At 38.3% G+C, this 18,547-nt stretch carries 17 protein-coding genes; 10 read left to right on the forward strand and 7 right to left on the reverse strand.

The features are described 5' to 3' along the window. Positions 1 to 38 precede the first annotated feature (38 nt). The gene (locus tag B806_RS0100115; protein ID WP_000027531.1) at positions 39 to 677 is read right to left on the reverse strand and encodes a TetR family transcriptional regulator; all 639 of its coding nucleotides are present in this window, start codon (positions 675 to 677) and stop codon (positions 39 to 41) included. Positions 678 to 850: 173 nt separating this feature from the next. On the opposite strand from B806_RS0100115, the gene B806_RS0100120 reads away from it, so the two are divergent. The 6 genes from B806_RS0100120 to B806_RS0100145 all read left to right on the forward strand — a co-directional run bounded on the left by B806_RS0100120 (position 851) and on the right by B806_RS0100145 (position 7,002). After that, positions 851 to 1,876 carry a ferredoxin reductase gene (locus B806_RS0100120; RefSeq protein WP_017387463.1) on the forward strand — a complete coding sequence of 342 codons (1,026 nt, stop codon included), beginning with the start codon at positions 851 to 853 and terminating at the stop codon, positions 1,874 to 1,876. A 30-nt stretch (positions 1,877 to 1,906) separates the two neighbouring features. Further along, positions 1,907 to 3,049: an acyl-CoA desaturase gene (locus B806_RS0100125; RefSeq protein ID WP_078221350.1), complete on the forward strand. Its 1,143-nt coding sequence runs from the start codon at positions 1,907 to 1,909 to the stop codon at positions 3,047 to 3,049. Between the two features lie 159 nt (positions 3,050 to 3,208). After that, positions 3,209 to 3,925, forward strand: a complete 717-nt coding sequence (gene rph / locus B806_RS0100130; protein ID WP_002120794.1) for a ribonuclease PH — start codon at positions 3,209 to 3,211, stop codon at positions 3,923 to 3,925. 133 nt (positions 3,926 to 4,058) lie between these two features. Then, positions 4,059 to 4,193, forward strand: coding sequence for a hypothetical protein (locus B806_RS20155; RefSeq protein ID WP_255787789.1), 135 nt, complete (start codon positions 4,059 to 4,061; stop codon positions 4,191 to 4,193). Between the two features lie 20 nt (positions 4,194 to 4,213). Then, a complete protein-coding gene (locus tag B806_RS0100140) occupies positions 4,214 to 6,382 on the forward strand; it encodes a phosphocholine-specific phospholipase C (RefSeq protein WP_002120804.1) in 2,169 nt (722 codons plus the stop codon). A gap of 452 nt (positions 6,383 to 6,834) precedes the next feature. Beyond that, on the forward strand, positions 6,835 to 7,002 hold the full coding sequence (locus tag B806_RS0100145) for a hypothetical protein (RefSeq protein ID WP_000938939.1): 168 nt from the start codon (positions 6,835 to 6,837) through the stop codon (positions 7,000 to 7,002). Here B806_RS0100145 and nadC read toward each other — a convergent pair. Continuing rightward, positions 6,999 to 7,844, reverse strand: a complete 846-nt coding sequence (nadC, locus tag B806_RS0100150) for a carboxylating nicotinate-nucleotide diphosphorylase (RefSeq protein WP_017400303.1) — start codon at positions 7,842 to 7,844, stop codon at positions 6,999 to 7,001. The genes B806_RS0100145 and nadC overlap by 4 nt on opposite strands. Positions 7,845 to 8,015: 171 nt before the next feature. Here nadC and ampD point away from each other — a divergent pair, with 171 nt between their 5' ends. Next, positions 8,016 to 8,585 (forward strand): 1,6-anhydro-N-acetylmuramyl-L-alanine amidase AmpD, encoded by a 570-nt coding sequence (ampD, locus tag B806_RS0100155; protein WP_014208037.1) that lies wholly within the window; start codon positions 8,016 to 8,018, stop codon positions 8,583 to 8,585. Positions 8,586 to 8,657: 72 nt separating this feature from the next. After that, entirely contained in the window at positions 8,658 to 10,208 is a 1,551-nt protein-coding gene (murJ, locus tag B806_RS0100160) for a murein biosynthesis integral membrane protein MurJ (RefSeq protein ID WP_005804817.1), read from the forward strand. 49 nt (positions 10,209 to 10,257) lie between these two features. On the opposite strand, the gene B806_RS0100165 is transcribed toward murJ, so the two are convergent. The 5 genes from B806_RS0100165 to B806_RS0100185 all read right to left on the reverse strand — a co-directional run bounded on the left by B806_RS0100165 (position 10,258) and on the right by B806_RS0100185 (position 15,654). Further along, on the reverse strand, positions 10,258 to 10,953 hold the full coding sequence (locus B806_RS0100165; RefSeq protein WP_017387459.1) for an FKBP-type peptidyl-prolyl cis-trans isomerase: 696 nt from the start codon (positions 10,951 to 10,953) through the stop codon (positions 10,258 to 10,260). A 49-nt stretch (positions 10,954 to 11,002) separates the two neighbouring features. Next, positions 11,003 to 11,728: an FKBP-type peptidyl-prolyl cis-trans isomerase gene (locus tag B806_RS0100170; protein ID WP_005804814.1), complete on the reverse strand. Its 726-nt coding sequence runs from the start codon at positions 11,726 to 11,728 to the stop codon at positions 11,003 to 11,005. A gap of 190 nt (positions 11,729 to 11,918) precedes the next feature. Then, positions 11,919 to 14,102 carry a polysaccharide biosynthesis tyrosine autokinase gene (locus B806_RS0100175; protein ID WP_017402475.1) on the reverse strand — a complete coding sequence of 728 codons (2,184 nt, stop codon included), beginning with the start codon at positions 14,100 to 14,102 and terminating at the stop codon, positions 11,919 to 11,921. 18 nt (positions 14,103 to 14,120) lie between these two features. Further along, positions 14,121 to 14,549 (reverse strand): low molecular weight protein-tyrosine-phosphatase, encoded by a 429-nt coding sequence (locus tag B806_RS0100180; protein ID WP_017387457.1) that lies wholly within the window; start codon positions 14,547 to 14,549, stop codon positions 14,121 to 14,123. Between the two features lie 4 nt (positions 14,550 to 14,553). Then, entirely contained in the window at positions 14,554 to 15,654 is a 1,101-nt protein-coding gene (locus B806_RS0100185) for a polysaccharide biosynthesis/export family protein (protein WP_017387456.1), read from the reverse strand. Positions 15,655 to 16,008: 354 nt separating this feature from the next. Between B806_RS0100185 and tviB the strand changes: the two genes are divergently transcribed. Beyond that, positions 16,009 to 17,283 carry a Vi polysaccharide biosynthesis UDP-N-acetylglucosamine C-6 dehydrogenase TviB gene (tviB, locus tag B806_RS0100190; protein WP_017387455.1) on the forward strand — a complete coding sequence of 425 codons (1,275 nt, stop codon included), beginning with the start codon at positions 16,009 to 16,011 and terminating at the stop codon, positions 17,281 to 17,283. 1 nt (position 17,284) lies between these two features. Further along, positions 17,285 to 18,547, forward strand: coding sequence for an oligosaccharide flippase family protein (locus B806_RS0100195; protein ID WP_017387454.1), 1,263 nt, complete (start codon positions 17,285 to 17,287; stop codon positions 18,545 to 18,547).

Raw genomic sequence — 18,547 nt, forward strand, 5'->3', positions numbered from 1 at the left:
GTATTACCACATAACCTGTTTTTTGTCATTTGCCGCTTCTATCGTTCCCAGTTTGCAATCCCTCTAAACAGTAAACGAACTTGTGTAGAAGCATTTTCAATAAAGGCTATTTGTTGCAGCTTGAGCTGTTCACCTTGATATTGTTTCGATAGGTTGAGCCACGTCATTGCCCATGTAAATGACATATTGGTCAAAATGGTAGATAAAACATTTAAGTCTTGAGGATTTTGAATATGTTTAAAATTTTCGAGTTTAGTAAGATCAGTTGTTAGATCTTCAATCAGAAATTCAATTTCTCTGGCAATTGCTGCACGGACTGTTTCTGAGCCACCCCAACGTTCAGCAATCATAAATTGCCATTGCTTAGGGCTATGATTCACCGCCTGTACAAATAGCTCAATACTGGTTTGGGTTTTAGCAGATTTATGTTGTAAATAACTTTGACCAAGTTGATGTAAAACACTTTTTAAATGTAGGGCAACTTGATCGACCAGTTCTTTGCCGAGCTCATCCATGTCCTGAAAATGGCGGTAGAACGCTGTCGGTACTAAACCTACTTCACGTGCAACTTCACGCAAACTGATACTACTGAACGAACGCCCAGACGTGCTTAGATGCAAGGCTGCATCGAGAAGTGCCTGACGACTTTGCTGTTTTCGTTCATCCCGTATCGACATTAAAAGAACCTATTTAAACCGTGAGCCAAAGTCTAACAAAAAAGAGCAAACTTTCATAAAAAAAATAGTGAACAAGTGTTGACTGAGTGAACAGTTATAAATATAGTGTACATATGTTCACTATACGAACATGTGTTCACTCAAATAAATAGCCAGATACAAAAGAGGAACGTATGAACGCAACACTTAGTTATCAGCCACATTGGGTTCGAGAAGATTTCGTTGATTTTGTCTTGCAGAAAATTAACGTGACTTGGGCGTGGAAAAGGGTACTTGCAGAAGTTACTGCAGTTCAGCCACTGCATACCGATATGGTGCTCATTAGACTTAAACCAAATCGTAATTTTAATTTCGATCAGGTCCGCGCAGGTCAAAGTATTCTGCTGACTTTGCTCATCGATGGCGTTTACCAACAGCGTAGTTATTCAATTATTGAAGTGACTACTCAGGGTGAAATCGCTTTAGGTATTAAAGTACAAGGTTTGGTGTCTCGTGCAGCTCAACTATTACATGTGGGTGAGTGTGTTGAGATTTCACAACCACAAGGTGATTTTATTTTGCACCAAGGTCAGCATCCTGCGATTTTGATTGCGTCAGGAAGCGGTATAACTGCAATTTATTCACTCTTGCAGCAAGCTTTAAAACAGCAACTTGAACAAATTCATGTCATTTATTTTAATCGTGCGGAAATTTTTCATACTGAATTAAAAGCTTTGGCAGAACAGCACCCGCAGCTTCAATATCACTTTTTTAATACCACCGAGCAAAAGCAGCATTTAACTGAAAGCTTACTGCAAAAGCTGGTTCCTGATTATGCGCAGACAGCAACTTATGTTTGTGGTCATCACGGCATGATGCAGCAAGCCAATGAAATTTACGCACAAAAAGGTACTCAGTCGCAGCTTCATCAAGAATATTTCCAACCACTTCAAGTGACTGGTACACATGCAGCGCAGCCTGTTATTTTCCGCCGTGCTCAACACGAGTTTTTAGCTGAAACAAATTTACTGAGCAGTGCAGAGCAAGCCGGTTTACGCCCACAACATGGTTGCCGTATGGGTGTCTGCAATAAATGCAGCTGTACCAAAGTAAGTGGTGTTACTCAAAACCTGTTAACTGGTGAAATTGAAGACCAACCTAACCGTCCAATTAAACTATGCGTGAGCCAGGCATTAAGCCCAGTCACGATTGATCTATAAAAAGAATTAAAGAGGATTAACCTTATGAATATGGCATTAGAATTTTCTACCGTTTCTAAATCTGCTCATTTAACACCTGAACAGACTGAAGAGTTTGGTCGCCGTGTTGAGCAGATTCGTCAAGACGTTATGCAAAGTCTTGGTGAGCAAGATGCAAAATATATCTACAAAGTACGTAATTTTGTTCGATATACCGAAATCGCATCGCGTGGCATGTTGATGTTTGGTGGTTGGATTCCGCCAGTCTGGCTACTAGGCACAGGCTTATTAGGTATTTCTAAAATTGTAGAAAACATGGAACTTGGTCATAACGTCATGCACGGTCAGTTTGACTGGTTAAATGAACCAAGCCTGAACGGTAATACTTACGATTGGGATACTATTGCATCGGGTGATGACTGGCGTGAAACACATAACTATGTGCATCACACCTATACCAATATTGTCGGTAAAGACCACGATGTTGGTTATGGTATTTTGCGAGTAAGTGATCAACAGAAGTGGGAACCCCGCCATCTGTTTAATATTCCCCTCGGTCTACAATTAATGTTTTTCTTTGAGTGGTATGTAGGCGTGCAAAACTTACATCTTGAAGATGCATTAGTTTATAAAACCAAGAGCTGGAAACAGGTTTGGAAAGATTCGGCTAAAGTCCGTAAAAAAGCCACACGCCAAGTTTTAAAAGACTATGTGTTTTTCCCTGTGATCTCTGGCCCTATGTTTTTACCGGTTTTTGCAGGAAATGTAGTTGCGAATATTATTCGTAACTTGTGGTCATCTGCGGTGATTTTTAATGGTCACTTTACTGAAGATGCAGAAACGTTTGAGCCTGATAATACTGATACCGAAACTAAGGCCGAGTGGTACTTACGCCAGATTCGTGGTTCAAGTAATTTTAGTGGTACAGAATGGCTACATTTTATGAGTGGTAACTTAAGCCATCAGATTGAGCATCATTTATTTCCAGATATGCCAGCTAACCGCTATAAAGAAGTAGCACCGAAAATTAAGGCACTTTGCGCAGAATATGGCATTAATTACAACGAAGCGAACTTTATGCGTCAGTTCTGGAGTGTATGGGTACGTTTAGCGAAATGTTCACTGCCAAACCATACCACTGGAAAAGTGATGCAGACATTAGAAAAGTTAAAAGCAAAATTTAAATTTGCATAATCTCCGTTAATTCAAAATAGCTCCTTTTTAGGGGCTATTTTTATTTTTGAGTTATGAAACTTGCAGACTTACATTTGAAAGTAGGGAATAAACTCAACCTGTCAAAATCCTTTGCTATACTATGCCCAAGTTTGTATTTAAGAGAAGTTAGGAAGGATTATGCGTATTGACCAACGTGCATTAGACCAATTACGTGAAGTGAAAATTACACGAAACTACACCCGTTATGCTGAAGGTTCTGTGCTGGTCGAATTTGGTCACACCAAAGTCCTCTGTACTGCAAGTATTGATAACTCAGTGCCACGCTTTTTAAAAGGCCAAGGCCAAGGCTGGGTAACGGCAGAATATGGCATGTTACCGCGTTCAACACATTCACGTTGTGACCGTGAAGCGGCTCGTGGTAAACAAACTGGTCGTACTCAAGAAATCCAACGTTTGATTGGCCGTAGCTTACGTGCGATGGTTGATTTGAAAAAGCTTGGTGAAAACACGATTACCATCGACTGTGACGTGATTCAGGCTGATGGTGGTACGCGTACTGCTTCAATCACTGGTGCTGCTGTAGCATTGGTTGATGCGATGAATGTTTTATTGTCTCAAAAGAAAATTAAGCATGATCCGCTTAAAGGGTTAGTTGCTGCGATTTCTGTCGGTATGTATCAAGACGAAGTGTTGCTTGATCTTTGCTATGAAGAAGACTCGAACTGTCAAACTGACTTAAATGTAGTAATGACACAAGCTGGCGAGTTTATCGAAATTCAAGGTACTGCCGAAGACAAACCGTTTACCCGCGCTCAAAGCAATGCCATGTTAGAAATGGCTGAAAAAGGAATTGCCGAGCTCATTAAAAAGCAACAAGAAGCTTTAGGCTGGTAATTTTACGCTTTCTGAAAAACGCATCTTTGGATGCGTTTTTTTATGCCTTCATCAAATCGACATAAAAACATCACTTGCCTGTCACTTTTACGCTTTATTAGTAGTTCGCATTTAAACCGTTTGGAAAAAACCAATGCGAAAACTTTCACTTTTATTAATTACCTCTTTAGCACTCATGCTCAGTGCTTGTAACGATGATAACGACTCAGATAATTCATCGCCAACAACACCGCCCACCAGTAATTGCAAAATGCACTGTGCACCATAATAAGAACTAGGATAGAACTAATGAATCGTCGCGAATTTCTTTTAAACTCTACAAAAACCATGTTTGGGACAGCTGCTTTAGCGAGTTTCCCGCTGAGTATTCAAAAAGCCTTAGCTATTGATGCCAAAGTTGAAAGTGGAACTATTCAAGATGTTAAACACATCGTGATTTTGACTCAGGAAAACCGTTCTTTCGATAATTATTTCGGAACATTAAAAGGCGTACGTGGTTTTGGTGATCGTTTTACGATTCCAATGACGGAAAGCCGAAAGGTTTGGGAACAATATGATGCGAATAAAAAGAAAGTATTGCCTTACCATTTAGATAGTCGTTTAGGAAATGCTCAGCGTGTTTCAGGTACACCTCACTCATGGTCTGATGGCCAAGCAGCTTGGGACAATGGCCGTATGAGTGATTGGGTCGCTTATAAAAAACCACAGTCGATGGGCTATTATAAAAAACAAGAAGTCGAATATCAGTTTGCTTTAGCGAATGCTTTTACCATTTGTGATGCTTACCACTGTGCTATGCATGCTGGGACCAACCCAAACCGTAAGTTTATTTGGACTGGAACTAATGGTCCTACAGGTGCAGGTGTTGCGAGTGTTGTAAATGAATTTGATGGGATTGGGGCATCAACAGAAGGTTATGAATGGACGACGTATCCTGAGCGCTTACAGCAGGCTGGCGTAACATGGAAAGTCTATCAAAATATGCCAGATAACTTTACCGATAACCCGTTAGCTGGTTTCAAACAGTATCGCCGTGCAAATGAGCAATCTGGTCAACCTGTTAGTAACGACACACTAACGTGTCCAGCATATGATGAAAAGATTGATGCGACTCAACCACTTTACAAAGGTATTGCCAATACCATGCCGGACGGTGGTTTTTTAGGAACTTTTAAAGCTGATATCGCACAAGGTAAATTACCGCAGGTGAGTTGGTTGGTCGCTCCTGCAACTTACAGTGAACATCCGGGGCCATCTAGTCCTGTACAAGGTGCTTGGTATATTCAGGAAGTATTAAATGCATTAACTGAAAACCCTGAGCTGTGGAGCCAAACCGTTTTATTGGTGAACTTCGATGAAAATGACGGTTTCTTTGACCATATTCCTTCACCAAGTGCACCTTCTAAAGATGTAAACGGTGTTGTATATGGAAAAACGACTTTAAACGATCAGCAAGTATCTTATGAGTACTTTAACCATCCAGCAGTAGCGACTTCAAAATCTCAACCTAAGCCAGATGGTCGAGTGTATGGACCAGGTGTACGCGTTCCAATGTATGTGATTTCGCCGTGGAGCCGTGGAGGATGGGTAAATTCTCAAGTCTTTGACCATACCTCTATTTTACAGTTCTTGGAAAAACGCTTTGGTGTGCAAGAACCTAACATTAGCCCTTACCGCCGTGCTGTATGTGGTGATTTAACGACGGCATTTAATTTTAAAACACCGAACCTTCTGCCTGTTGCTGAACTAGATGGGAAGAAAACCAAAGCCGAAGCCGATGCGATTCGTGTTGCTCAAGCTTTATTGCCACAAGTTCCTGTTCCGAGCCAGCAGCAATTTCCTCAGCAGGAAATGGGAATTAGGCCATCACGTGCTTTGCCATATATTTTGCACACCAGTGCCAAAGTCGATACCACTCAAAAAACGATTAAGCTGATGTTCTCTAATACAGGTAAACAAGCAGCCGTTTTCCATGTCTATAACCGATTAGATCTTACGGCAATTCCACGTCGTTATATGGTTGAAGCGGGTAAACAGCTTGATGATGTATGGAATACTGCAAATGGACAGTACGATTTATGGGTACTTGGACCAAATGGTTTCCACCGTGCGTTTAAAGGTAATTTGAGTCAAGCTAACCAGACTCAAGCATTACCGGAAATTAGAGTATGTGTGGAAGAGTGTGATGCGAATTTGTATTTAAAAGTGCGTCATGATGGTAATAAGTCAGTCAAGCTAAACGTCAAAGCAAATGCTTATCTTCCAAATAAGACATGGACGATTGAAACCAATAGTTCTGAAAAAGAACTGGTTTGGGATATGTCTGAATTTGGTGGTTGGTATGACTTCACTGTGACTTTAGCTGATGATGCTACGTTTAGTCGTCGTTTTGCAGGACGTATAGAAACTCAAGAAGATTCAATTTCTGATCCTTATATGGGTTATCTAGAGTCTTAGGTTGGTAAGTTATTTCCCTTAATGTAGGTATTGAAATTTATTCCTCATTAACTGGTGCTAAAAGTCATCTGCAACCTGTCTATAATCTATAAGGATCTTATTTTTGCAACAAAATAGGATAGAGGATGAAAGTGGGCAGGTTTTGCAGATGACAATGCCTTTGGTCTTACGTGGCTTTAGCCGCCACTCAGGGCAAAACCAAAGTAACAGAATGAGCTGTTGGCAAAAAATTCTAAGCGATAAGACTCTGTCGCGTAGGCAAAGAGATATCCATGTCACGATAGTAAATAAAGGGAGTTATGCTGTTGATATAAAATATTATGTGGGAATATGCTGTCGTATAGATGAATAATAAAAATAAAGACTTACCTTTTGTAACAGAATCTCCTAAGCCTGGTCATATTTATCTTTTACCTTGAAACCCTGAATTTTTAAAGTAATGGGGAAAATTTATGCTACAAGGTTTTATTGTATTATTAGCAGTAGTGACATTTGTTCTAATGGCTGCCGATCCACGTGATAGTGGGGCACAAGCGACTCAGTCAGCGTGGCAAAAAACACAAGCGGCAGACATGACCAAGTCGCAAAAAAATACCAATAATGACGCAGATTTTATCTAAGCATTAAAACGCATAGATAAATCAACAGCTCTAACGTCTTTAGTTAGGACGCCCATAGAAATATAGTCAACGCCAGTGGTGGCAACTTCACGCAAGTTTTCAATGGTGATATTGCCAGAGGCTTCGAGTTTACAGCGACCTGCTACATGTTTAACTGCATCAATCATTTGCTGTTGACTGAAGTTATCGAGCATGACAATGTCCGCCCCAGCTTCAAGCGCTTGATTTAGTTCATCCCAAGTTTCAACTTCGACTTCAACAGGTTTGCCCGGTGCAATTTGATGTGCTTTGGTGATTGCTTGAGCAATACCACCCGCTGCCATAATATGGTTTTCTTTAATTAAGAACGCATCAAATAAACCAAGACGATGGTTTTGTCCGCCGCCAATAGCCACAGCATATTTTTGCGCAATACGTAAGCCAGGTAGGGTTTTACGTGTATCGAGAAGTTTTGTATTTAAACCTTCAAGATGCTGAACATATTCAGCAGTTTTTGTTGCAACAGCAGACAAAGTTTGAATAAAGTTTAAAGCAGGGCGCTCTACAGTCAGTAAGCTACGTGCAGAACCTGCAAGCTTTAAAAAGGCTTCGTTTGCAGCAACACGTTCACCTTCTTGTTTTAACCAAATCACCTGTACAGTGTTGTCATAAGCTGAGATGAGTGCATTTACCCAGGGTTGGCCAGCTAAGACCATATCTTCGCGGCTAATAATGGTTGCAGTTGCCTGTTCATCTTCAGGTGTGAGCATAGCGGTAATGTCACCGTCCCCAATATCTTCTTGTAATGCTTGTTGAATATTGATTTGAATTGATTGTTCAAGCAAAGACTGAGGTATGCTCATACGGTTTCCATTTTGTCGATGACCCTAAAACTTGCGATATATTAGCACCGTCGACCTGAAAAATAAGCTGTTTTATGAGATTAATCGCGATAAACAATCGCATTTACTACTTTGAAAAGCACATAACTGTTTTAAACTAAAACAATTGGCAAGCAATTTATTGGCGTCTCAATGAAGCAAATCACAGCGTATGAAGTTATAGATGGACAATTAAAAGGGGCGAGACAAATCCCTTCTCCAAATTTTAACCAGCGTCCGACTGGCACCGAAATTCAAATGATTGTGGTTCATAATATTAGTTTGCCACCGTCTCAGTTTGGAGGCGGCTATATTGAGCAGTTTTTTCAAAACAAGTTAGATTGGTCAGTTCATCCTTATTTTCAGACTATTGAAGGCATGCAAGTTTCTACACATCTGTTAATTTTACGAACAGGTGAAGTTCTGCAGTTTGTTAACTTTAACGAGAGAGCATGGCATGCAGGGCGTTCAAGTTATTTAGCCAAAGTAGAATGCAACGATTATTCAATTGGTATAGAACTTGAAGGAAGTGATGATTTACCTTTTGAAGATGTACAATATGAAGTATTAACTGACGTTGTTACTGCTATTCGCCAAGCTTATCCAGAAATTAAAAATCATATTGCAGGGCATTCAGATGTTGCTCCTGGCCGAAAAACTGATCCAGGCCCTTATTTTAAATGGCAGCACTTTAGACAATTGTTAGCTCAGAAAAAAACTTGAGTTTGTTCATCATTTCACAACGAAAAGATTTTCTAGTTTCATTACAATAGCGTCTTTCGAATATAGCTGTAGGTGAGTGCGATGGCATTGTGGCGATCGACTTTTATTGTCAGTGCAATGACGATGTTGTCACGAGTTTTAGGGCTCGTGCGTGACGTCGTATTGCTCAACGTGTTTGGTGCAGGTAAAGATTTTGATACCTTCGTCGTCGCTTTTCGTATTCCCAACTTCTTTCGACGACTATTTGCCGAAGGTGCCTTTTCTCAGGCCTTTATCCCAGTCTTAACTGAATATAAAACGGGTCGAGCACACGCTGAAGTACAGATCTTAATTAGTCGGGTATTTGGCTGTTTGCTCACGGTCATGACCTTACTCACTTTTGTGGCTATGGTTTTAGCACCTGCAATCATCTATATGTACGCACCGGGCTTCCACAGTGATCCAGAAAAGTTCGATTTAGCCGTCAGCATGTTCCGTTTGACTATTCCATATCTAATGTTTATGTCGCTCACGGCTTTTGCTAGCAGCATCTTAAATAGTTATGGTTCGTTTGCCTCACCAGCTTTTTCACCAGTTTTGTTAAATGTAGCGATGATCGCAGGAGCGTGGTGGCTTACGCCGTATATGGCTGAGCCAATCAAAGCATTAGGCTGGTCAGTTGTTGCGGCTGGGGTATTACAGTTAGCGATACAAATTCCTGAATTGTGGCGTAAAAACCTACTGATTCCACCTAAAGTTGATTTTAAACATGAGGGTGTAGAGCGTATTTTAAAATTAATGCTTCCAGCATTATTTGGTGTATCGGTGACTCAGATTAACCTATTGTTAAATACGATTTGGGCATCTTTCATGCAAGATGGTTCAGTGTCTTGGCTCTACAGTGCTGAACGCATGACTGAGCTACCTTTAGGTTTAATTGGGGTTGCGATTGGTACAGTAATTTTGCCTTCGCTTTCTGCCCGTCATGCAGAGCAGGATCAAGCAAAGTTCCGCGGCATGATCGACTGGGCTGCAAAAGTCATTGTATTGGTAGGATTGCCGGCAAGTATTGCTTTATTTATGCTTTCAACACCGATTATTCAAGCATTATTCCAGCGTGGTGAGTTTGATTTACGTGATACACAAATGACAGCGCTTGCATTGCAATGTATGAGTGCAGGTGTAATTTCTTTCATGCTCATTAAAGTATTTGCACCTGGTTTCTATGCACAACAAGACACAAAAACACCAGTGCGCGTAGGCTTAATGTCGGTCGCAGCTAATGCAATTTTAAACGTTGTATTTATTGGCTTCTTTAAGCTTATTGATTGGCATGCAGAACATATGGCACTTGCACTAGCATCTTCAGGTTCAGCGTTAGTGAATGCCGGTTTACTCTACTTCTATTTGCATAAGCGTAATATTTTCCGATTTGGTCCGCATTGGAAGAAATTAGGACTTCAATATGGTTTAGCGAACCTTGCTATGATTGCAGCGCTTTGGTTTGGGCTCAATTGGTATAACGGAGAGCTTTCACAGTGGTTACGTGTTGCCGAAGTCGTAGGACTATGCGTAGTTGGGATAATTGCTTACCTGATCGGTTTAATCCTTACAGGTTTTCGACCTAGAGATTTAAAACACTAAAAATAAAAAAAGCGATCTTAAATGATCGCTTTTTTTATATCTAATATATTTATTTTGGCAAAACTTGCAGCAATTCAATATCGAAAATTAAAGTGCTATTCGGCCCAATCGTGTCACCTGCACCAACTTCACCGTAAGCGAGATTAGCAGGGATAAAGAAACGGGTTTTACCGCCTTCTCTCATGGTTTGGAGACCTTCTGTCCAGCCTGCAATCACTTGGCTGAGCTGAAACTCAACTGGATGATTACGTGCGATTGAGCTGTCAAATACAGTTCCGTCGAGTAAACGACCTTCATAATTTACTTTAACACGTGATACAGCTTTCGGTTTTTTACCTGTACCTTCTTTTAATACTTGGTATTGGAGACCTGATTTAGTCGTGATTACGCCCGATTTTTTTGCATTATCAGCAAGAAATGCAGCACCTGCTTGAGCATTTTGTTGGCCTACTTTTTGAAATTCAACAAGCTGCTTAGCTTCTAAAGTTTTTTTATAATCATTAATCGCTTTCGCCATTTCTTCGTCAGTTAAGCGTGCGGTTTTGTTCTGAGCACCTTCTTGTAAACCCTGATAAAAAATATCAAGATTTAGATCTGTTAGAGCATCAGTATTATTACGGCCCATTAAATAGCCATAGCTATAGCTAAACTGTTCTTTCGCCGGGCTTTTATTTGTAATAGGTGTAGCAGCAAAAACAGATAAACTCATTGTTGATGTTGCAATAATTAAACCAATTTTTTTCATGCCGTTTTCCAAAAAAAAGGAGAGTACTGTTTTACTCTCCTAAATGTTTTTATTTCACTGAAATGAGTTCTACATCAAAAATCAGCGTACTGTTTGCTGGAATACCAGGAAGTTCCTGAGGACCATAAGCAAGATTAGATGGAATAAAGAACGTCGCTTTGCCGCCTTCTTTCATGAGCTGAAGCCCTTCGGTCCAGCCTGGAATAACCTGATTGAGAGGAAACTCAACTGGTTCACCGCGCTTATAAGAACTATCAAATACTTGACCATTAATTAATCGGCCTTCGTAATGTACTTTAACCATAGACTGCGCAGTTGGTTGTTTACCTGTGCCTTCTTTAGTGATGATATATTGCAAGCCAGATGCTGTAGTTTTTACACCAGCTTTTGTTTTATTTTCTGCAAGGAATTGAACATCTGCAGATTCAGACGCTGCTCCAGCAGCTTGCTGTGATTTATCTTGTTGTTGCATTTTTTGCTGCAACTCTTTTTCATAAGCAGCAACAGCAGCTTTTAACTCTTCTTGAGTATAAGCACTTGGTTGCTTATTACGAGCATCATGAATCCCTTTCACAAATGATTTTGTGTCTAGTTCAGGTGGAGTTTGCTGAGCAACTTCGTACCCAAGAACATAACTGATTTTTTCAATTGGAGAGGCATTTTTATTTGCTTTGCTTCCGACTTCTGTGGTCGGATGTTGGCTTGCATAATAAACTGGTACAAGTGCAGCACCGCCTAAAACTACAGCGACAGCAATGGGTAAGGCTTTACTCATAAAAGGTTCCAAAAATAATCATTTGAGTCTAAAAAGGCTGCTTTTGATCTTAGCATGCTTAAGCATAGAATGTTTAAGAAAAAAAACGAGTGGTTTTTTATATATTTTAGTTAGTTTTAGTTGGAATAAACTTAAAAAATCTTAAATAAAAAACCGGATCATTTGATCCGGTTCTCTTATCACTTTACGATTAATCTTCTTTTTGTGCTTTATAAGCATAGGCATAGTTATAACCATAACCGTAGCCCGCACTAGTACGTTGAATATCGTTAAGAATGAAGCCGTTGACTTTAACACCTGCTTGTTCAAAGCGATTAAGGGTTAATTCAAGCTCTTTCATTTGCGACTTAGCATAACGCGCAACAATTAAGTTCACACCTGTATACTGCGAAATAATAATACCATCGGTTACTGCAAGTACTGGTGGAGTATCGATAATGATGTGGTCATATTGACTTTGTAGCTGTTCAAGTAACTCTTTAAATTGATTTGAGCTTAAAATCTCTGAAGGATTTGTTGGACTCTTACCGCGAGTAATCACATCAAGGTTAGCAACTTGAGTTTTGTGGAGAACCTGTTGAAAGTCTGCCTGCCCACTTAGTAGTTCAGAAAGTCCAGGTTTTACATCTACATCGAAGTATTTATGCATATAACCACGGCGCATATCGGCATCAATCAATAACACCCGTTTGTTTCCTTGCGCAAAAATCGTTGCAAGGTTGGTCGAAATAAACGATTTGCCCACTTCTGGAGAAGGGCCAGCAATCATGATGATATTATTCTTAGCATTCGTTAAAGCAAAATGAATAGCCGTACGGATACTACGTAAGCTTTCTATGGCAATATCATCACTGTTTTTAACAGCCAGAATAGGAATGCTCTTCTTCTTCTTCAAGATATTCATTCGAGTTTCTTGAATTGGAGAACGTGGAACTGTCGCATAAACTGGTAAATCTAGTTCATTCTCAATCTGACCAGAGTCTTTAATACCTGTACGTAACATATTACGTAATAAGGCAATGAGGGTTCCAATAAAGCCACCAGCAAAAATAGCTAAGATTAGAACGAGCAGTTTCTTTGGTTTAACCGGCTTAACTGGTTCAATTGCAGTATCAACAATACGTACATTACCAATTTCACCGGCTTTGGCAATGCGAAGTTGTTGATAAGAGTTGAGAAGTGCTGTGTAGAGCTGAGTTTTGACTTCTACTTCACGATAAAGCTGTAAATATTGGCGTTGTACATCTGGTAATTGTTTTAGTGTGCTATTTAAGTCGCCAATTTGTTTATTAATGGCTGCAAGCTGTCCATTAATCTCACGCATTGCTGGGTGTTCGGCAGTGTACTTTGCGACCATTTCAGCTTGCTTTTGTTCAAGCTCAGCTTTTTTAGTTTCTAAAGTAATACTTTGAGTTAAGTACAGCTCAGATTCTTTTGTGACATCAACTGTATTGTATTGCTGACGGAACTTATTAAATTGACGTTCAGCATCATCTAGTTGTTTTTTAAGGTCTGGCAATTGCTCATCTAAAAACTTTAAGGTTTGAGCAGATTCAGCCGAACGACGTTCAATATTTTGTGCACTATAAGTTGCCAAAATCGCATTTAGAACTTTGGTGATATGCTCTTTGTCTTGACCTTGATAGTTTAAACCTAAAACACCGGTAAGTTTACCACGTTCTGCAACAGAATAATTACCACTAATTGCATCTACAGCTACGGGTATTGACTGATTTTTAATATTATAGGTTACTTCAAATTGATCTTTAGTAAAAATTGCAACTTTCCAAAGCCCATGGGGACCCGCAACATGGTTAACTTGATTCAGAGGAACGGTTAATAGTACTTTTTCTGTTTCTGGATCGGTTAACCGTACAGATTGTTTATCAAAATTAAGAAGTAAGTTTTTATCTAAATAGTATGCTGGAACTTCAAATTCACGAATTTCGAAACTTTTTAAGTCATCTTTAAATAAAACTGATTTTTTAGTGTATTCAGTTTTATAGTCAGTATCGCTTAATAAGCGGTGAGTAAGCGTGTTTTCTGTGCTGGAAATCTGAATATTTAAATGCAAATCTTTTATGACTGAGCCTAAAACCAGACGTGATTTTAAAATTTCAATTTCTGCTTGAGCAGGAGATTTTTGCTCAATCATTTGCGATAAATCACCTAAAAGTGCGGCAGAAGCTCCTTTACTGTCTTCAACCTGAACCAAAGCATCAACCGAATAGGTGTCTGGTGTTACACGTAAATAGAGCAGCGCGCACACAAGGCTCAAAATAATGCAGAGAGCGATTAGCTTCCACTGCGCAATCAGTGAAAAAAACAATTCTTTTAGATCAATTGTATCTTCGGTATTGGTATTTTGGTTCATAAGTTTAAAATCTTGGTGTTAAATATAAGGTTTCCAGTCAGCAATGCACTGTTGAATGAGTTGGCAGGTTTCATTAAAAACAGCTTGATCGTGCTGATACGGATCTGGCACGTTTTTGTTTTGCCAATGGCCCAGGCGGTAGGTTTTACCTTTTGCAAAGGGCCAAGTTTGCTCAATATGCTTTTGCTGGTTGTTACTCATGACCAAAATAAGGTCAGCTTTTTTTATGTGTTCAGCACTAAGCCTACGTGCTACATGCGATTGCATGTCAATGCCTAAGCGCTGCATACAAAGTTGTGCTTTATTGTCTGCCTGATGCCCCACTAGCCCTGAAATCCCAGCAGACTCAATATTTAACTGAGGGTATTGCTGTTTCAAGAAGTATTCAGCCATAGGGCTACGGCAGATATTTCCAATGCAAACCACCAAAATGTTCTTAATTTGCATAATATTATTGGCCCAAGCGGTCTATATTATATAAAGCATTTGAGAATGGAATAATCTGGTTAATTACACGTTGCCAGCGGGTTAAGCCAGTGGCATCAACATAGACAATATCATTACTACGCAGTCTAAACTGATTGGCTAAACCAAAGTCACCAATACTCATTAAATTTAAATGATAAATTTCTGTTGTATGATCATTTGGATTAGTCCGTACTACGTAAATTCGGCTTGCACTTGCTGAGTTCGCGTTAATTCCTAAACTTTCACCTAAAGCATCAGTTAGGGTCATGCCTTGATCACGCATTGGTAAAGCTTGATTCTTGCCAGATTCACCCATGACATAAATTTTCTGGTTTTCGCGTGTGCTTACATAAATTGTGTCATTGGGTTGAACCAATAACTTATGTAATGAGTAACCAGCTTTTTCTAAATCAATTGTATTTAAATTATAAGTTCGACCATTTCGGATGAGTTGAATATAAGTATTATCGCCTTTATCTGTCACACCTCCAGCCATGCCAAGAGCTGAATAAACGCTTACGGGTTGATCACTTAAATAAAATTGACCACCTTTAGTGACACTCCCTTGCACAGAAAAGCGTTGACCTTCATAAGACAATACACGGACAACTACATCAGGGTTCTTTAAAAAGCGAGCAAGTTGGCTGCGAAGCTCTCGATTGACTTGAGCAAGTGACTTACCGGCAGCTTTATAACGACCGACTAGGGGGAATTGAATATAGCCGCTTTGATCTATAGGGTAACCATTGGCTTGGATTGATTGTTCACTACTAATACCATTCACCGGAGGAGTAATTTCAGGGTAGGCCCACAGTTGAATAGAAAGAATATCTCCGGGACTTAGACGGTAAATAGATTGCTGGTTTTTAAATAAGCTTGCATAGTCGCGTTGATAGTCAATTTGAGCAGGTTGAATTGCTGGTATTGTTTCTTGAGAGATTTTTACGACATTCACGGTAGTTCCGAGGTCGGTTCTATAAACGCCTTCATTTGGAATATCATAAGTTTGTAAACCAGAAGTAACCGCACAGCTGGCAGCACTTAAACTTAAGGCAAGAACAGAGAAAAACTGGCAATACTTCACACGCGACCCTTTGTGTATTTATCTTTAATTGATATTGTCCACTGCATAGTAACAAGTGACTATTAAACGCAGGATGGACAGATTCTAGCTGAAAAGAAATGAAAAAACACCGAAAAATCTTAGAGCTTTGTATGTTTAGTTTATCTGAACAGCTTATTTAGACTGTAGTTATTTATCAGAAATATTAAAAATGTACTATTTTAACTAAACTAATAAACTCTGCTTTAAGAGCTGTAAACACATTTATACAATTGGTTCTCGGCAGTAACTTAAAATCTGGTATAGTACGCTGCATTGTAAGTGCCAAAAGCATGATTTATTAGACATAAACTCTAAGGAAAAAGGCTCGTTTATATGCAAATTGCCAATTTAAAAATAGCAATTATTGGGTTGGGCTATGTAGGCTTACCATTGGCAGTTGAGTTTGGGAAAAAAGTACCTGTTGTTGGTTTTGATATTTATCAAAAACGCATTGATGAGCTTAAAAGCGGTAAAGACCATACCTTAGAAGTGTCTACACAAGAATTACAACAAGCAGTTCAGTTAAGTTATACCTCGGACTTAAATAAATTAAAAGACTGTAACTTTTTTATTGTAACCGTTCCAACACCGATTGATGATTTTAAACAACCTGATTTAACTCCCTTAGTTAAAGCTTCAACTAGCATTGGTCAAGTGCTTAAAAAAGGGGATATCGTAGTTTATGAATCTACGGTATATCCAGGTGCGACAGAAGAGGTGTGTATTCCTGTTTTAGAAAAAGTGTCAGGTTTGAAATTTAATCAAGACTTTTTCGCAGGTTATAGCCCTGAACGAATTAACCCAGGGGATAAGCTTCACCGTGTAACTAATATTTTAAAAATCACTTCTGGTTCAACTCTTGAAGTAGCTGATTATGTTGATGAAGTTTATAGGCTGATTATTGAGGCCGGAACACATAAAGCACCGAGTATAAAGGTTGCTGAAGCAGCTAAAGTGATTGAAAACACCCAGCGCGATGTCAATATTGCTCTTATTAATGAATTAGCTCTTATTTTCAATAAATTAGGTATTGATACTGAAGAGGTCCTTAAAGCAGCAGGCACAAAATGGAACTTTTTACCATTTCGTCCTGGGTTAGTGGGTGGCCACTGTATTGGGGTAGATCCGTACTATTTAACCCATAAAGCCCAATCTATTGGGTTACATCCGGAAATTATTTTAGCGGCCCGCCGCTTAAATGACCGTATGGGTGAGCATGTGGCGACACAACTCATTAAGGAAATGGTGAAGCAACGTATACAAGTGGTTGGTGCACGTATTTTAGTGATGGGCCTCAGTTTTAAAGAAAACTGCCCAGATATCCGTAATACAAAAATTGTCGACTTTATTAAGGCCCTTAAAGAGTATGATTTAGATTTAGATATCTATGATCCGTGGGTAGATGATACAGAAGTACAACACGAATATGGTTTAGCGCCAATTAAAGAATTACAACAAGGCTTGTATGATGCGATCGTCATTGCCGTAGCACATAATCAGTTTAAATCTATGAGTGCACAAGAGTTTCATGCTTTAGGCAAAGAAAAACACGTACTCTATGATTTGAAGTATGTATTAGATAAAGCTTATTCGAGTATAAGATTATAGTATGTTAGGTTTAATAGATAGAAAAATTTTTTCAAATTCATTTTGGATGATGTTTGAAAAAGTTATTTCATTATTTGGATTAATACTTGTAAATGCTTATGTGGCGAAATACTTAGGACCATCTGATTACGGAAAAATAGCTTTAGTTATATCTATTTTTACTTTAGCACAAACTATTATTTGGTTTGGAAATCAAGAGGTGCTTTTTAAGAGAGTTAGTCAGAATCAACTTTCGGGATTAAATTATTTATTTGCTACACAAAAAATAAGAAAAATACTATGTTTATTAATAAGTTTTCCAATATTAGTATGGTTGTATATTTTTAGCGATTTTTTAACATTCTGCTTTGGAATAGCAGTAGCGATATCAACATTTTTTATTATACAAGATATTTTTGTAGTTTATAATAACGCTATTTTAAAATCACAATTAAATGTATATTCAAATATATTAATGTTACTTATAGTTTTAATAATTAGGTATTTAATTGTTGAGAAAAAGTTGAGCCCTTACTTCTTCTGCTTGCCTCTGGCTTTAATAGGAATTATCCCTTTTTTTCTTAAAAAAATATGGCTTAATCGAAAAGAAAAAATCGTAAAGAATAAATTATTGAATGAAAAAAAATATACTAATTATTATCTAAGGGTTGGTAGTGTGTTGGTTATTTCATCTATTTCAGTTGGATTATATACTCAGATAAATAATCTTTTATTAGGGAAAATGATATCTACATATGAGTTGGGTTTATATTCAGTTGCAGTAACTTTAGGTGTTACATGGACTTTTGTTAATCAATCTATTATAACTTCATATATGACTAAAATTTATAAAGAAAATAACAAAAATAAAATATATAAAATGATGGGTTATTTAAATATTTTTATAGTTTTTATTTCTTTATTTTATTTTGCATTAATATATTTTTTTGGTAAGAATATAATTAATAAACTTTATGGTGCTGAATATTTACAATCATTTGATTCTATTTTAATTATAATTTTTTCTTCTATGCTTTCTTCTCTAGGAATAATAATTGCTAGATTTATGATTAAAGATGGTGGATATAGCTTCTTATCAAAAAAAACAGTTTTAGTAACTTTTCTTTCTATCCCTCTATCTTTTAGTTTTATTTATTATAAGGGGTTAATTGGAGCAGCTTGGAGTATGCTTGTTGTGGAATTTTTGTCATTAACACTCTTTAATTATTTTTATAAAAAAGGGCTTATTTTTAAAATACAGTTCTTTATTGGAGATAAAGTTTAA

The organism is Acinetobacter sp. TG2027 (genome assembly GCF_000302435.1).
Lineage (GTDB): Bacteria > Pseudomonadota > Gammaproteobacteria > Pseudomonadales > Moraxellaceae > Acinetobacter > Acinetobacter pittii.

Coding starts and splice junctions, on each gene's coding strand:
- B806_RS0100115 (WP_000027531.1), bottom strand. CDS start 677: ATGTCGATACGGGATGAACGAAAACAGCAAAGTCGTCAGGCACTTCTC.
- B806_RS0100120 (WP_017387463.1), top strand. CDS start 851: ATGAACGCAACACTTAGTTATCAGCCACATTGGGTTCGAGAAGATTTC.
- B806_RS0100125 (WP_078221350.1), top strand. CDS start 1,907: ATGGCATTAGAATTTTCTACCGTTTCTAAATCTGCTCATTTAACACCT.
- rph (WP_002120794.1), top strand. CDS start 3,209: ATGCGTATTGACCAACGTGCATTAGACCAATTACGTGAAGTGAAAATT.
- B806_RS20155 (WP_255787789.1), top strand. CDS start 4,059: ATGCGAAAACTTTCACTTTTATTAATTACCTCTTTAGCACTCATGCTC.
- B806_RS0100140 (WP_002120804.1), top strand. CDS start 4,214: ATGAATCGTCGCGAATTTCTTTTAAACTCTACAAAAACCATGTTTGGG.
- B806_RS0100145 (WP_000938939.1), top strand. CDS start 6,835: ATGCTACAAGGTTTTATTGTATTATTAGCAGTAGTGACATTTGTTCTA.
- nadC (WP_017400303.1), bottom strand. CDS start 7,844: ATGAGCATACCTCAGTCTTTGCTTGAACAATCAATTCAAATCAATATT.
- ampD (WP_014208037.1), top strand. CDS start 8,016: ATGAAGCAAATCACAGCGTATGAAGTTATAGATGGACAATTAAAAGGG.
- B806_RS0100165 (WP_017387459.1), bottom strand. CDS start 10,953: ATGAAAAAAATTGGTTTAATTATTGCAACATCAACAATGAGTTTATCT.
- B806_RS0100170 (WP_005804814.1), bottom strand. CDS start 11,728: ATGAGTAAAGCCTTACCCATTGCTGTCGCTGTAGTTTTAGGCGGTGCT.
- B806_RS0100175 (WP_017402475.1), bottom strand. CDS start 14,102: ATGAACCAAAATACCAATACCGAAGATACAATTGATCTAAAAGAATTG.
- B806_RS0100180 (WP_017387457.1), bottom strand. CDS start 14,549: ATGCAAATTAAGAACATTTTGGTGGTTTGCATTGGAAATATCTGCCGT.
- tviB (WP_017387455.1), top strand. CDS start 16,009: ATGCAAATTGCCAATTTAAAAATAGCAATTATTGGGTTGGGCTATGTA.
- B806_RS0100195 (WP_017387454.1), top strand. CDS start 17,285: ATGTTAGGTTTAATAGATAGAAAAATTTTTTCAAATTCATTTTGGATG.